Source organism: Acidovorax sp. (assembly GCF_046314175.1).
Lineage (GTDB): Bacteria > Pseudomonadota > Gammaproteobacteria > Burkholderiales > Burkholderiaceae_C > Acidovorax.
The window spans coordinates 14,777-27,865 of sequence record NZ_JBKBXG010000022.1 but is presented as its reverse complement, the minus strand read 5'-3'; the positions used below and the strand labels follow the sequence as shown (position 1 = coordinate 27,865).

Genomic DNA, 13,089 nt, shown 5'->3' with positions numbered 1-13,089 from the left:
AGCTGACCAGAGGCTACTTGGCGGCAGCTTTACCCGGTACTTTGGCGCGCTTGGCTGCAGGCTTCTTATCGAGCACAGCTTGATTGGCCCGGCGCAGGGTCCCGCCCTCAGTCGTGGGTGGATGTGCCAGCCGAATGCCGCCGAACAAGTCGGCCAGGGTGATGTCCAGCACGTGGCAGATGGTGGCCAGCGTCAAAACACTCGGATTCACCAGACCCAACTCCAGTTTGGACACCCGAGTGCGCTCCACCTCGGCACTCATTGCCAATTCCAACTGCGTCATCCCGCTTTGCTCACGGAAGTGCCGCAGGTTCTGACCGACCGCCAACGTGATGGCATTCGGTATGAGTCGCACCTTGCGGCGGCGCTGAACCAGCGTCTCGCTGGCAGTGCTTTGTTTCTGTGGAGCAGTCCGTGACATGCTCCACAGGCTCTCGAAATGTGCCTGCTGAGGAAACGTCTTATAAGGAACATTGCATGCCAGAATGTTCCTTGAGAGGCACAAATTTTTACAACCAACAGGAAGAAAAAATGAATCCCAAAAGAACTACCGCCGTGACTTTGGCGGCAACGTCCATGGTTTTGCTGGCTGCATGCGGTGACAAAACACCGTCCTGCGCTGATCCGGCCACGGTATCGCTGGTGCAGCAGATTTACCAGCAGAGCTTTGACAAAGAGCATGCCAGCATGAGCCCTGAGCGTCAGCGCAGTGTGCAGATCACGAGCAAGAACACCAAAGTCAACGTGGAGTCCATCACTACCGCTCGCAGCGACGAATCGACAGGGAAGAAGACCTGCTCAGCGGTCCTTATGGCTGTGATGCCGCAAGACGCGATCCCCGCAGATCAACGGATGCTCAATCACCTGCGCGGCACGTATGAGCCTCAAGGCGCCGCGTTGGATGGCAATACGGTCAAGGGCAATGTGACCTACACCGTCCAGCGTACCGAAGACGGCAAAGAGATACTGGTCAAGCTCACGGGGCACTTGGCGTTCATGGGGTTGTTCCACGATCTGGCGATGCTCCGGGTGTTCGACAAGAGCGAAGCGGAGATTGCCAAGATTGCTGGTGAAGTTCCACCAGCGGCCGAGGCAAAGCCATCGGAGCCAACTCCAGCAGAGGTTTCACCAGTCGCCCAGCCTTCGCCAGCTGCAGCTGTACCAGCGCCTGCAAATACGGCACCCGCTGCAGCGCCGGTCACTCCGCCAGCCAACGTGACAGCTGTTGCTCCGGCTGTGACCGTGCCGCACCTATGCACGGCTGCTGAGACCCCGATCTTTGCGTGCTCCACCGGCAAGAAGCGCGCCTCGGTGTGTACTGGCCGCGCTGGTGGCAATGAGCAGTTGACATACCGGATAGCACCGCTGGAAGGCGCAGTGGAGATGGAGTATCCGAGCGCTGGAACTGGTGCGGCTTCAGCTTTCCAACGTGGCTCACAGGTCGTTCAAGACAGTACGGCAGTGAACTTCCTGTCCTTCGACAAGGGTAACTATCGCTATGTCGTTTATGCCGCTGACGGTGAAAATGGACGCAAGGGAGTTGTGGTGGAGCAGAGTGGCAAGCGCATTGCGGATTTGCGCTGTCAGGGTGACGCAATGTCCGCGATAAGCGCAAAGGAGCTTGATCGCTATGGGATGCCTGTGGACTCACGGCCTCTGCAGCTTCCCTGATGGATCACACAACAAAAAGAGCATTCTCATGACCAGACGATTTCTCAAGGCTCTTTCTCGCCTAGTCGCCGTGATGGCTATCGGCGTGGCTTCAATGACCAGCCATGCAAATGACGATGTGATCCCTGTTGAAAAGTACCAGCCGCCTATCACCGTGCAGCACCCACCGGCATCGTCCATGGCTGGAACATGGAGCGGCCACTGGTGAACAACGGGCTCAACTTGTTTGCAGCCAACGTTCCCTCTTATGACGGTAAGGGCATGCTGTTCTCTAGCTGGACAGCACAGAATGGTCGAGTGTTCGAGCGTCCCACCATCATCATCGTTCATGGTGGTCATGGTGTGGCACCCGGCAATTTAGACACCGCTGTGTGGGCTAAGCGCAATCTCGACGCCAACATTCTGATTCTCGATTCGTACTGGTCGCGGGGGCGCACTGAAAACTGGCTCAGTTGGACCCGCTTCGGTGCCAACATGCGTGTGCTCGATCTGATCGCCGCTGCTCGGTTCACGCGATCCGAAGGTGCTGATCCCAAGAAGACGTTCGTGATTGGCGACAGCCAAGGCGGGTGGACGGTGCTGCGCGCATTCACAAACCACAACCTGAGTGGCGAAGTGAAGTCGCTTCTGGCTGGGGGTGTTTCGCTGTACCCCAACTGCTATGTGAAAGAGTCCATTTTTGGTCGTTCACCCAGCGGCAGTACAGATCGCGAAGACGCTCCTCCGCTGGGCAACTATGTGGGACCTGTGATCGCTTTCACCGGAACTGCCGACACGGCCACACCGCTGTCTCAGTGCAACGTGGACAAAGTATTCAAGGGCGTCGAGAAGTGGACAAACTTTGAGGGCGCTACGCACGCATGGGACTCGCCAACCCGAGGTGTCGGTCGTCGGGCGGAAGACAACGTGTGCACTCGGGCGCTCAACAAATACAACCCGTTCCCCATCTGTAGCAGCAACAAGTTCACGGACATTACGCGGAGCGACATTCTGGATTTTGTTGAGAGACATTTGCCCAAAGCGCAATGACCCGGCGCAAGTTCGCACGGCTGTAGGGGGAATGCCACGCAAAGCGATGCCGTGGTTGCGGACGTACTCAAATCCATGGAAGTTCAATGAACAACCAAATGCCGTCAAATTTGCTGTATGTTCGGACGGGGCAGGGTGCCGTTGGGTTTTTCTGGACTACATCCAAATCGACAAAAAACTATGACGGTAAAGCTGACGGTATGGACGACCTTGGACGAATCACTCGTTCTATCTCAATTGGTGCAACACGGAACGAAGAAGTCCAAGCTTTCGTTCCGGTTGACAATTGAGTGGGAATGAACCTGCTCTCGCCACTGATGCGCACCAGAGACCTATGACCCTCGCCACCGACTTCTGGCCCCACTGCGGCTTTCATGCATTGGCGCGCAACGCACGCGGCTGGCTCGTGCCGACCGATGCCTATCTGCAAGTGATACTGGACCGGCCTGAACTGGCGCTGGTGCCCGAGTCATGTGCCGCAGAGATCGCGCTGCATGAATCCTTGGCCGCTCAGCCCGCGCGGGTGGTGGCAGCACAAGAGCTTGTTGCTGTGCAGGACGACGACGCCCGCGAGAACTACGCTGTGTTCCTGCGGTTTCGCGATGGCTTGCTGGGTGCGGGCACGCTGGAGGCCTATTACCTGCAGCTCATGCGGGGTGGCGCCATTACGATCCCGGTCGTGTTCATCGATGCGATGGTGCAGGCAATGCTGCGCAATTTGCTTGAAGACTGCAATGACGCGGTGCAAGCACGTGCTGCCGAAATGTTTTTCCGGCCGCAGCGCCTTGCCCTGCAAGACGGGCAAATGCTGGCGGGCGACCGTGGCACGCTGGACATGCTGAATGAAACCGCGGGCCTCGGCGACGTGGGGCGGTTGCTGCTGGAAAGTGGCACGCTGCAGCCGCGCATCGACATGCAGGTGCTGGGCGCCGACAACGCGGCGCAGTACTGGCAAGACAGCGGTCGGTACCGCTTTCTGCTGGACCTGACCCATGAGCTGACGCAGGACCTGAGCCACGGCCTGACCTTCAAGATGACTCGTGCTCGCTCGGGGCTGAAGGCGCTGGCGCGGGTGCTGGAGCGTTGGGTGCTGCATTTTCTGGGCGTGCAGGTGTCGATAGAGCCCGCACACCAGATCACCGACAGCGCGTGGCGCTGGCATGTGGGGCTGGATGTGGAGTCCACCGCCATCCTGAACGATCTGTACCAGGACCGCCCTGTGGATGCCGAGCGCATGGCGCGGCTGGTGAGCCTGTTCATGCTGACCTTTGCCAGCCCGGCCGAGATGCGCGCCGACGTGGCTGGCAAGCCGGTGTATCTGGGGCTGGCTACCACGGCGGATGGGGTGCTGCGCATCAAGCCGCAGAACCTGCTGCTCAACCTGCCGTTGGCATCCCAGTCTTGAGATGCTACTGAATATATAGCTGCTAGCGCTTTGCCAGTAAGCGCTAGCGGCCAATTTCATTCATATTCCCTCCGTGGCTGATAGCAGCCCCGTATCCGGCAGTCAGCCAATTGTCATCAGGCTCGCATTGCCCCCGGCCGCCGCCGTGTTCACGCTGAGGGCGCGCTCGATGATCAGACGCTCCAGCGGAATGTCTGTGGCGTCGGGCTGCAGCGCGGTCACGCCCACGATGGGCCCGGCGCGGCGGGCGAGGGCGGTGCACACTGCCTGCAGTGAGGGGGCGTCGCCGTGGTGTAGCACGGCATCCAGCTCCAGCGTGCCGTCGTTCAGCGTGTTGTCCTGCAGCAGGATCTGCGCTTGCACCAGCGTGGGCAATGGCGTGCGCAGGTGGGCCTGGGCGTTGGGCCACAGGGCGGTGCCGCCGCTGGCGAGCACGGCAGCTGTCTGCACCAGCAGGTCGTTCACACCTTGCGCTACGCACAGCACGCGGGCACGTGGAGCCAAGGTGTAGACATTGCGCTCGCCCGTGGGGCCGGGCAGGGTGCGGGCGGTACCGCTTTGGGTTTGCTGGGCAAATCGCTGGCAGGTGCTGGCAAGCGCTGCGTTGCCTTGGCTCTGTGCCCATTGCTGCAGGGTGGTGAGCGGCGCCAGCAGGCGTTCGCGCCCAGCTTCCTCGGGCGGCGTGGCGCGGTCGGCGTCGGCAAAGGTGCGGGCGAGCGCATCGGCCGGGCGCTGCGAGAGCAAACGCAGCAGGTACAGCGGCCCGCCTGCTTTCGGCCCGGTGCCCGACAGGCCTTCACCGCCAAAGGGCTGCACGCCCACCACGGCGCCGACCATGTTGCGGTTCACGTACACGTTGCCGGCGTGGGCACGGTTGACCACGCGGGCAATGGTTTCGTCGATGCGGGTGTGCACGCCCTGGGTCAGTCCGTAGCCGGTGGCATTGATCTGGTCGAGCAGTTGGTCGAGGTCATTGCGGGCGTAGCGCACCAAGTGCAGCACGGGGCCGAAGACTTCGCGTTGCAGCTCGCCGATGTGGTTCAGCTCGACGAGTGTGGGGGGCACAAAGGTGCCCGGTGCGCTGACTGCAGAAACGTGATTCGGGTGCTGGAACACGCGGTGGCCTTGGGCCTTGAACTTTTCGATGTGCTGGGTAATGCCTGCCTGCGCCTCGGCGTCGATCACCGGGCCCACGTCCACGCGTAACTCGCCAGGGTTGCCCACGCGCAGTTCACCCATGGCACCTTGCAGCATCTCCACCACGCGGTCGGCAGCGTCTTCCTGCACGCACAACACGCGCAGGGCCGAGCAGCGCTGGCCTGCGCTGTCAAAGGCGGACGACACGGCATCGCCCACCACCTGTTCCACCAGCGCGGACGAGTCCACGATCATCGCGTTCTGCCCGCCGGTTTCGGCAATCAGCGGAATGGGGCGGCCTGCGGCATCGAGCCGACCGGCCACGGTGCGCTGCAGGATGCGGGCGACTTCGGTGGAGCCGGTGAACATCACGCCCATCACGCGCGCATCGCCAATCAAACGTGCGCCCACGGTCTCGCCCTGGCCGGGCAGCAACTGCACGGCGGCGCGGGGCACACCGGCCTGCCACAGCAGGCGCACGGCCTCGGCAGCGATCAGCGGGGTTTGCTCTGCTGGCTTGGCCAGCACGGGGTTGCCTGCGGCCAGTGCGGCGGCGACCTGGCCCATGAAGATGGCTAGCGGGAAGTTCCAGGGGCTGATGCAGGCCACCGGGCCCAGCGAGATGTGGGTGGCGTTGTCGAAGGTGCTTTGCACCTGGGCCGCGTAGTAGCGCAGGAAGTCCACGGCCTCGCGCACCTCGGCCACAGCGTTGCTGGCGCTTTTGCCCGCTTCGCGCATCAGCAAGCCCAGCAGGGGCTGGATGCGCGCTTCCAGCAAGTCGGCGGTGCGCAGCAGGGCCGCTGCGCGCTCAGCGGGCGGTGTGGCAGCCCAGGGGGCTGCGGCTGCCTGTGCGTGGGCCAGGGCATGGTCCACATCGGCGGTGGTGGCCTCTTGCACCTGGCCCACCACGTCGCCGTGGTCGGCAGGGTTGCGCACAGGCTGGGTGGGGCCTGCGGGGGCATCGGCGCCCAGCAGAGGGGCCGCTGTCCAGGCATGGGCCGCCGTGGCTTGCAGCGTGGCGGCCAGTTCTGTGAGCGTGTTTTCGTTCGACAGATCCAGCCCGCGCGAGTTGGTGCGGTGGGCGCCATACAGGCCCTGCGGCGTGGCAATGCGGGGGTGGGGCAGTCCGGCGGTGCCTTCCAAAGCGGCTTGCTGGTCCACTACCAACACGGGGCTGCGCACCAGTTCATCGAGTGCAATCGTTTCGTCGGCAATGCGGTTCACGAACGAGGTGTTGGCACCGTTCTCCAGCAGGCGGCGCACCAGGTAGGCCAGCAGGGTTTCGTGCGTGCCCACGGGGGCGTAGATGCGGCAGGGGCGGCCCAATTTACCGGCGGTGATGATGCCCACCACCTGCTCATACAGCGGCTCGCCCATGCCGTGCAGGCACTGGAACTCGTATTGCCCCGCGTAGTAGTTGCTGCCCGCCAGTTGGTAGATGGTGGCCACCGTTTCGGCGTTGTGCGTGGCGAACTGGGGGTACACGGCCTCGGGCGCGGCCAGCAGCTTCTTGGCGCAGGCGATGTACGAAATGTCGGTGTGCACCTTGCGGGTGTAGACAGGGTAGTCCTCCAGGCCATCGACTTGGGCGCGCTTGATTTCGCTGTCCCAGTACGCGCCCTTGACCAGGCGCACCATCAGCCGGCGCTGGCTGCGGCGGGCCAGGTCGACCACGTAGTCGATGACGAAGGGGCAGCGCTTTTGGTAGGCCTGGATGACGAAGCCAATGCCGTTCCAGCCCGCAAGGGTGGGCTCGTGGCACAGGCGCTCCAGCAGGTCCAGCGACAGCTCCAGGCGGTCGGTTTCTTCGGCGTCGATGTTCAGGCCAATGTCGTACTGCTGGGCCAGCGCGGTCAGGCGCAACACCAGCGGGTACAGCTCGTCCATCACGCGGCCAAACTGTACGCGGCTGTAGCGCGGGTGCAGGGCCGAGAGCTTGATGGAGATGCCCGGCCCTTCGTAGATGCCGCGCCCGGCAGAGGCCTTGCCAATCGCGTGGATGGCCTGCTCGTACGAGGCGTAATAGCGCTTGGCATCTTCGCTGGTCAGTGCAGCTTCGCCCAGCATGTCGTACGAATAGCGAAAGCCCTCGGCTTCCATCGTGCGGGCGTTGCGCAGGGCTTCGTCGATGGTTTCGCCGGTCACAAACTGCTCGCCCATCATGCGCATGGCCATGTCCACGCCCTTGCGGATCAGGGGCTCGCCGCCTTTGCCGATCAGGCGGCTGAGCGAGTTACCCAGGCTGCCTTCGCTGTGCGTGGCCACCAGCTTGCCGGTGATGAGCAGGCCCCAGGTGGCGGCGTTGACGAACAGTGACGGGCTCTTGCCCAGGTGGGCATCCCACTGGCCGTGGCTGATCTTGTCGCGGATCAGCGCATCCCGCGTGGCCTTGTCGGGGATGCGCAGCAGCGCCTCGGCCAGACACATCAGCGCCACGCCCTCTTGCGACGACAGCGAAAACTCTTGCAGCAGCCCCTGCACGATGCCCGCGCGCCCGGCGCTGGCCTTGCGTTCGCGCAGTGCCTTGGCAATGCGCAGGGCCAGTTGTTCGGCCGATGCTGCTTGATCGGCAGGAAGGCGGGCCTGGGCCAGCAGCGGGGCCAGGGCTTCGGGCTCCGGGCGGCGGGTGGCAGCGGTGATGGCGGCGCGCAGCGGGTTATTCAGCGGGGTGCGGGGGGCGAAGTCAGCGAACGGGGCAGAGGACAAGGCGTTGGGCTGCGTCATGGCGGTGTCTTTCGAAGGTTTGGCTTACTGACAGCGATGATCCTTGGACTTGTGGTGAATAAATGGTCGAAAATCGACAATCAATCCGAATAAATCGCTAACCCCAATGCAAACAGAATCCGATCTGGATCGCATCGACCGCAAGATTCTGTCAATCCTGCAGGAGGACGGCCGCATTGCCAACCTCAAGCTGGCCGAGGCGGTAGCCCTGTCGCCCACGGCGGTGCTGGCGCGCGTGCAACGCCTGACGCGCGATGGCTTCATCCTGGGCTACGAGGCCCGCCTCAACCCGCTGAAGCTGGGCGCAGGCATGCTGGTGTTTGTGGAGGTTCTGCTCGACCGCACCACGCCCAATGTGTTCGACCAGTTCAAAGCCGCTGTGCAGGTGCACCCCGAGATCATGGAATGCCACATGGTGGCGGGCGGGTTCGACTACCTGCTCAAAACCCGCTCGGCCGACATGAACGCCTACCGCCTGTTTGCGGGCAATGTGCTGTGGCAGTTGCCCGGCGTGCGTGAGACGCGCACCTACGCAGTGATGGAAGAGGTCAAGCACACCAATCACTTGGTGGTGCGTTGACTGCAGAGGTGGCATTGGCACCCCAAAGCGGCCTGAAAGCCACAGCCGCATTGGCTCGTGCGGCATAAGCCCGCATAATCGGCTGCAGATTTGCCCGATTGAGGAGAAGACCCATGACTGCCTTGCCATACGCTGCCGTTGCCCTCGTGGCGACCCTTTTCAGCCAGTCGGCTGCCGCCTCGTGCTACCTGGTTTACGGCCCTGACAAGGACCTTGTTTACCGCGCCCCTGAGCCGCCGATCGACATGTCCCGCCAGATCCATGAAACGCTGCCCTTGGTGGCGCCCGGCTCTACGCTGGTGTTCTCACCCGACAACCACGGCTGTGATCTCACCATCAACAAACTGCCGCTGGCCTCTGCACAACGCGCCATGCAGGGTGGGCGCCCCGCCCGCGCAGACCGCAGCTGAGCGTTTGATGCCGTCCAGCCCCAGGTCAAGGCGGCCTCGGGCCTGAGACAATTGGGGGATGAGCGAACCAAAAGAACTATCCCCCTCGTTTGAACCGTCTGAACAAGGCGCATCCGATTTCCCTGAAGGCTGGCTGCAAGTCCAGTCGATGAACCTTGATGCGCAGGGCGTTGCCCGCAAACCCGACGGCAAGGTCATCTTCATCGAAGGCGCGCTGCCCTTCGAGCTGGTCACCGCCAACACCCACCGCAAGAAGAACAACTGGGAACAAGCCAGCCTGCTAGCGATTCATCGCGAATCGTCGCAGCGCGTGCGCCCCGGCTGCCCGCACTTTGGCCTGCATGCCGGTGCCTGCGGCGGCTGCAAGATGCAGCATCTGCACGTGGGCGCCCAGGTTGCCGTCAAGCAGCGCGTGCTGGAAGACAACCTCTGGCACCTGGGCAAGGTCAAAGCCCAGACCATGCTGCGCCCCATCGAGGGGCCGTCCTGGGGCTACCGTTATCGCGCCCGCCTGTCAGTGCGGCATGTGATCAAAAAGGGCCAGGTGCTGATCGGCTTTCATGAACGCAAGAGCCGCTATGTGGCCGACATGCAGCAATGCCCCGTGCTGCCCCCCCATGTCGACGCCATGCTGATGCCCCTGCGCGCGCTGATTGCCGGCATGGATGCGCGCGACACCTGCCCCCAGATCGAGCTGGCCTGCGGCGACAACGTGACCGCGCTGGTCCTGCGCCACCTGGAGCCGCTGAGCGCGGACGACATCGCCCGGTTGCGCGCCTTTGCAGCCGAGCACCACGTGCAATGGTGGCTGCAGCCCAAGGGCCCCGACACCGTCAAGCTGCTGGACGAAGGCGGCGAGCTGCTGTCGTATGCGCTGCCAGACTTCGGCATCACCATGCCGTTCAAGCCCACCGACTTCACGCAGGTCAATCCGCACATCAACCGCGTGCTGGTGTCGCGTGCGCTGCGCCTGCTGGATGTGCAGCCCCATGAGCGTGTGATCGACTGGTTCTGCGGCCTGGGCAACTTCACGCTGCCGCTGGCGACGCAGGCGCGCGAGGTTCTGGGCATTGAGGGTAGCGAAGCCTTGGTGGCCCGTTCGCGCGAAAACTATGCATTAAATCAGGCTATAGCGCAGGACCATAAAGCGCTGGCAGCTACGAATTTTGTAGCGCGCAACTTGTTCGATATGACGCCCGAAATGCTGGTGGCCGACGGATCGGCCGACAAGTGGTTGGTGGACCCACCGCGCGAAGGAGCATTCGCCTTGGCCAAGGCGCTGGCAGACATCGAGCAGGCCCGTATCGGTGCAGAGGGCGCTGGGCCTTTGCCTGCGGGTGCCGAAGGGTGGACGCCGCCCAAACGCATCGTCTACGTCAGCTGCAACCCGGCCACTCTGGCGCGAGACGCTGGGCTGCTGGTGCATCTGGCAGGCTATCAATGCACGGCAGCGGGCATGGTGAATATGTTTCCGCACACCGCGCATGTGGAGAGCATGGCGGTGTTTGATCGGGTCTGAAGAACGCGTTGTTGGGGGCACTCAGGCTCTGAGGATTACCTGGCACCCCAGCGGTGGCAAACGTCTCTCTGGGATGCTGTGATTTAATGACCGGCCCTCAGTCGCCAGAATGCGGCCAACGCATCAGCTGCGGTTGCCGCCTGACGCGGGCTCGCGGGTTTCGGTCTCGAGGTCGGTAGGTTTTTCGGTGCGCTCTGGCTTTTCTGCCTTGCCGAGCACCGAGGGTGTGCCTTCGAGCTTGTTCTCGCGCATGTAGGCGTCCATGTCCTTCCAGCCTGCAAACACCGATGCCTTGGCGGCCTTAGGGTTCAGGGTGTAGCAGTCTTCCAGCCCCCGCAGCGCGTAGCGGCAGGCGCCGCCGATGGCCTTGGCCTCCTCATCACGCTGCGCCACGCGCGGGTCCGGGCCCATGCCCGGAATCTTGTCGCACGCGGCCAGCAGCAGGACGCCAGTGACGGCCAGCAGACGCAGCAAGGTGGAGGGGGTTTTGCGATACATGTACTTGCATTATCGGCATGCAAGCCGTTCTATTGAGGCTTGACCCTGATGTGCGCCCAAGAAAAAAGGCTCCCGAGGGAGCCTTTTGAGCCGAATCCAACCTGCGCAGCGCAGATCAATCCCGTTCCCCACCCATGATCCCCAGCAGGGCCAGCAGGCTCTGGAACACGTTGAAGATGCTCAGGTACAGGGCCAGCGTGGCGCTGATGTAGTTGGTTTCGCCGCCATCCAGAATGCGCTTCAAGTCATACAGCATGAAGGCGCTAAAGATACCGATGGCAGCCACCGAGATCGCCATCATGCCGGCGGTGGATCCGACAAAAACGTTGATCACAGCGCCCACCATGAGCACCAGCGCGCCCACGGTCAGCCACTTGCCCATGCCCGACAGGTCACGCTTGACCACGCTGGCCAGGCTGGCCATCACGAAGAACACGCCTGCGGTGCCGGCAAACGCCGTCATGATCAGGTCGGTTCCGTTCTTGAAGCCCAGCACCATGCCGATCATGCGCGACAGCATCAGGCCCATGAAGAACGTGAACGCCAGCAGCACCGGCACACCAGCGGCCGAGCGCTTGGTCTTTTCGATGGCATACATGAAGCCGAACGCGCCGCCGAGGAACACGATCAGGCCGATGCCGCCGCTCAGCGAGCGGGTGATACCGGTGGCAACGCCTACCCAGGCGCCCAGCACGGTGGGAAGCATGCTCAGTGCGAGCAGCCAGTATGTATTGCGAAGCACCTTGTGGCGCTCTTCCTGCGAGATGCCATAGCCCGCAGAGTGGCCCAGGGTGGTGACGTTGTCATTCATCTTGTGTCTCTCCTTGTTGGCCTGCACAGCGCAGACCCTGCAAATTTTAATTGGTGATGGTTTTTGGCCCTGCAATACCCGCATCCCGTCACCTACTTTTGGTAAGGGTTCTTTCACCCTGGGTGGGGGTGAAGTGTCGTTGCGATGCCGCTATGCTTGCTGCTTCGTGTGCCCGCCTGGCCCATTGGCGGCCGCACATCCTCCTTTTCCTTCTTCCCTTTTGGATCGCACCATGAAAACAAAACACGAACTCGAACTGTCTGACGTCAAGGCCGTCGCAGCAGCGGCCGAAGCCGAAGCCCTGAAGAACAACTGGGCCGTGACCATTGCCATCGTCGACGATGGTGGCCATCTGCTGTGGCTGCAACGTCTGGACGGTGCGGCGGCCGTGTCGTCGCATATTGCCCCTTCCAAAGCCCGCACAGCCGCCCTGGGGCGCCGCGAGAGCAAGGTGTATGAGGACGTGGTCAACGGTGGCCGCATGTCCTTCCTGAGCGCCCCTGGCATCGACGGTTTGCTTGAAGGCGGCGTGCCGATCCTGAAAGACGGGCAGTGCCTGGGAGCCGTTGGCGTCAGCGGCGTCAAGTCCACCGAAGACGCGCAGATTGCGCGCGCGGGGATTGCGGCGCTGGGACTCTGAACGCAGTGGCTTGCCCGATTTGCTATTTTATTGATAGCTTCTAGCGCTTATCCATCAAGCGCTAGAGTCCAAAATGGCTTGAATTTTTCTTGCACAACAAAAAAACCGGCTCAGTGGCCGGTTTTTTTGTGGGTCAATGAATCCTGGGGCGGGATGTCAGGGCAGAAAAAAAGCCTGGCTACGCGGGCGAACCCGTTGGCTGGCAAAAACGACCCTGTCGAGCTTGTTGCAAGCCCGGGAGTCGCCCCACGATGAAACTTGGAGCCAAGTGCGATGAATTACTTGGTCAGGATGAGCTTGCCCAGCTTGGTGGCCTGCAGGCGGTACACCGAGCCGTTGTGGCTGATGGCAACCGCTTTTTGACCCTGAAGCAGGGCGCTGCTGTCTACTGCACCTGCTACGGCGTTGGCCGAGTGGGCCGTGTCGCGGTCTGTATGTGAGACGGGCAGATCGGATGGAACATTACGCAGGAGCGAGGCGGCGGTCAGAGTGGCTTGCATGAAGAGTTTTCCTGTTGCGTTGCAGTGCGTTTTGCTAATGATAACGATTCGCAATAACTGGTCAAGCGATTTCTGTGTTTCTTTTTGTTCTTTTTCTGAGGTCTGCATCGAGCTGTCATTGATGGTGCAACCCAGCGCGGCAAGAGCGCAGTGGTAGCACCCCTG

The 13,089-nt window shown here is 62.3% G+C and carries 13 protein-coding genes; 8 read left to right on the top strand and 5 right to left on the bottom strand.

From position 1 onward, the window contains the following. Positions 1–13: 13 nt before the first annotated feature. On the bottom strand, positions 14–421 hold the full coding sequence (locus ACK4OE_RS08435; RefSeq protein ID WP_409884284.1) for a helix-turn-helix domain-containing protein: 408 nt from the start codon (positions 419–421) through the stop codon (positions 14–16). Positions 422–477: 56 nt separating this feature from the next. Between ACK4OE_RS08435 and ACK4OE_RS08430 the strand changes: the two genes are divergently transcribed. The 4 genes from ACK4OE_RS08430 (at position 478) to ACK4OE_RS08415 (ending at position 4,105) form a co-directional block, all read left to right on the top strand. Next, positions 478–1,671 (top strand): hypothetical protein, encoded by a 1,194-nt coding sequence (locus ACK4OE_RS08430; RefSeq protein ID WP_409884283.1) that lies wholly within the window; start codon positions 478–480, stop codon positions 1,669–1,671. Between the two features lie 28 nt (positions 1,672–1,699). Beyond that, positions 1,700–1,879 carry a hypothetical protein gene (locus ACK4OE_RS08425; RefSeq protein WP_409884282.1) on the top strand — a complete coding sequence of 60 codons (180 nt, stop codon included), beginning with the start codon at positions 1,700–1,702 and terminating at the stop codon, positions 1,877–1,879. Then, positions 1,876–2,700, top strand: a complete 825-nt coding sequence (locus ACK4OE_RS08420; RefSeq protein ID WP_409884281.1) for a dienelactone hydrolase family protein — start codon at positions 1,876–1,878, stop codon at positions 2,698–2,700. Before ACK4OE_RS08425 ends, ACK4OE_RS08420 begins: the two co-directional genes overlap by 4 nt. A 334-nt stretch (positions 2,701–3,034) precedes the next feature. Beyond that, on the top strand, positions 3,035–4,105 hold the full coding sequence (locus ACK4OE_RS08415) for a DUF6352 family protein (protein WP_409884280.1): 1,071 nt from the start codon (positions 3,035–3,037) through the stop codon (positions 4,103–4,105). Between the two features lie 102 nt (positions 4,106–4,207). On the opposite strand, the gene putA is transcribed toward ACK4OE_RS08415, so the two are convergent. Beyond that, complete coding sequence (gene putA / locus ACK4OE_RS08410; protein WP_409884278.1) at positions 4,208–7,966, bottom strand: trifunctional transcriptional regulator/proline dehydrogenase/L-glutamate gamma-semialdehyde dehydrogenase; 3,759 nt, start codon at positions 7,964–7,966, stop codon at positions 4,208–4,210. A 106-nt stretch (positions 7,967–8,072) separates the two neighbouring features. Between putA and ACK4OE_RS08405 the strand changes: the two genes are divergently transcribed. The 3 genes from ACK4OE_RS08405 to rlmD all read left to right on the top strand — a co-directional run bounded on the left by ACK4OE_RS08405 (position 8,073) and on the right by rlmD (position 10,475). After that, positions 8,073–8,546 carry an Lrp/AsnC ligand binding domain-containing protein gene (locus tag ACK4OE_RS08405; RefSeq protein ID WP_409884277.1) on the top strand — a complete coding sequence of 158 codons (474 nt, stop codon included), beginning with the start codon at positions 8,073–8,075 and terminating at the stop codon, positions 8,544–8,546. Between the two features lie 113 nt (positions 8,547–8,659). Beyond that, complete coding sequence (locus ACK4OE_RS08400; protein ID WP_409884275.1) at positions 8,660–8,956, top strand: hypothetical protein; 297 nt, start codon at positions 8,660–8,662, stop codon at positions 8,954–8,956. Positions 8,957–9,014: 58 nt separating this feature from the next. Beyond that, complete coding sequence (gene rlmD, locus ACK4OE_RS08395; protein WP_409884274.1) at positions 9,015–10,475, top strand: 23S rRNA (uracil(1939)-C(5))-methyltransferase RlmD; 1,461 nt, start codon at positions 9,015–9,017, stop codon at positions 10,473–10,475. A gap of 123 nt (positions 10,476–10,598) precedes the next feature. On the opposite strand, the gene ACK4OE_RS08390 is transcribed toward rlmD, so the two are convergent. Continuing rightward, positions 10,599–10,973 carry a hypothetical protein gene (locus tag ACK4OE_RS08390; RefSeq protein ID WP_409884273.1) on the bottom strand — a complete coding sequence of 125 codons (375 nt, stop codon included), beginning with the start codon at positions 10,971–10,973 and terminating at the stop codon, positions 10,599–10,601. A gap of 115 nt (positions 10,974–11,088) precedes the next feature. Beyond that, on the bottom strand, positions 11,089–11,784 hold the full coding sequence (locus ACK4OE_RS08385) for a Bax inhibitor-1/YccA family protein (RefSeq protein WP_409884272.1): 696 nt from the start codon (positions 11,782–11,784) through the stop codon (positions 11,089–11,091). Between the two features lie 232 nt (positions 11,785–12,016). On the opposite strand from ACK4OE_RS08385, the gene ACK4OE_RS08380 reads away from it, so the two are divergent. After that, the gene (locus ACK4OE_RS08380; protein WP_409884271.1) at positions 12,017–12,424 is read left to right on the top strand and encodes a GlcG/HbpS family heme-binding protein; all 408 of its coding nucleotides are present in this window, start codon (positions 12,017–12,019) and stop codon (positions 12,422–12,424) included. A 278-nt stretch (positions 12,425–12,702) separates the two neighbouring features. Here ACK4OE_RS08380 and hemP read toward each other — a convergent pair whose 3' ends face one another. Further along, positions 12,703–12,924, bottom strand: coding sequence for a hemin uptake protein HemP (gene hemP / locus ACK4OE_RS08375; protein WP_409884324.1), 222 nt, complete (start codon positions 12,922–12,924; stop codon positions 12,703–12,705). Positions 12,925–13,089: the final 165 nt, after the last annotated feature.

Bases quoted from the DNA above. Each gene is read 5' to 3' on its own strand.
- ACK4OE_RS08390 (WP_409884273.1), bottom strand. From the start codon at position 10,973: ATGTATCGCAAAACCCCCTCCACCTTGCTGCGTCTGCTGGCCGTCACT.
- ACK4OE_RS08385 (WP_409884272.1), bottom strand. From the start codon at position 11,784: ATGAATGACAACGTCACCACCCTGGGCCACTCTGCGGGCTATGGCATC.
- rlmD (WP_409884274.1), top strand. From the start codon at position 9,015: ATGAGCGAACCAAAAGAACTATCCCCCTCGTTTGAACCGTCTGAACAA.
- ACK4OE_RS08415 (WP_409884280.1), top strand. From the start codon at position 3,035: ATGACCCTCGCCACCGACTTCTGGCCCCACTGCGGCTTTCATGCATTG.
- ACK4OE_RS08425 (WP_409884282.1), top strand. From the start codon at position 1,700: ATGACCAGACGATTTCTCAAGGCTCTTTCTCGCCTAGTCGCCGTGATG.
- ACK4OE_RS08435 (WP_409884284.1), bottom strand. From the start codon at position 421: ATGTCACGGACTGCTCCACAGAAACAAAGCACTGCCAGCGAGACGCTG.
- ACK4OE_RS08405 (WP_409884277.1), top strand. From the start codon at position 8,073: ATGCAAACAGAATCCGATCTGGATCGCATCGACCGCAAGATTCTGTCA.
- ACK4OE_RS08380 (WP_409884271.1), top strand. From the start codon at position 12,017: ATGAAAACAAAACACGAACTCGAACTGTCTGACGTCAAGGCCGTCGCA.
- ACK4OE_RS08430 (WP_409884283.1), top strand. From the start codon at position 478: ATGCCAGAATGTTCCTTGAGAGGCACAAATTTTTACAACCAACAGGAA.
- hemP (WP_409884324.1), bottom strand. From the start codon at position 12,924: ATGCAAGCCACTCTGACCGCCGCCTCGCTCCTGCGTAATGTTCCATCC.
- ACK4OE_RS08400 (WP_409884275.1), top strand. From the start codon at position 8,660: ATGACTGCCTTGCCATACGCTGCCGTTGCCCTCGTGGCGACCCTTTTC.
- putA (WP_409884278.1), bottom strand. From the start codon at position 7,966: ATGACGCAGCCCAACGCCTTGTCCTCTGCCCCGTTCGCTGACTTCGCC.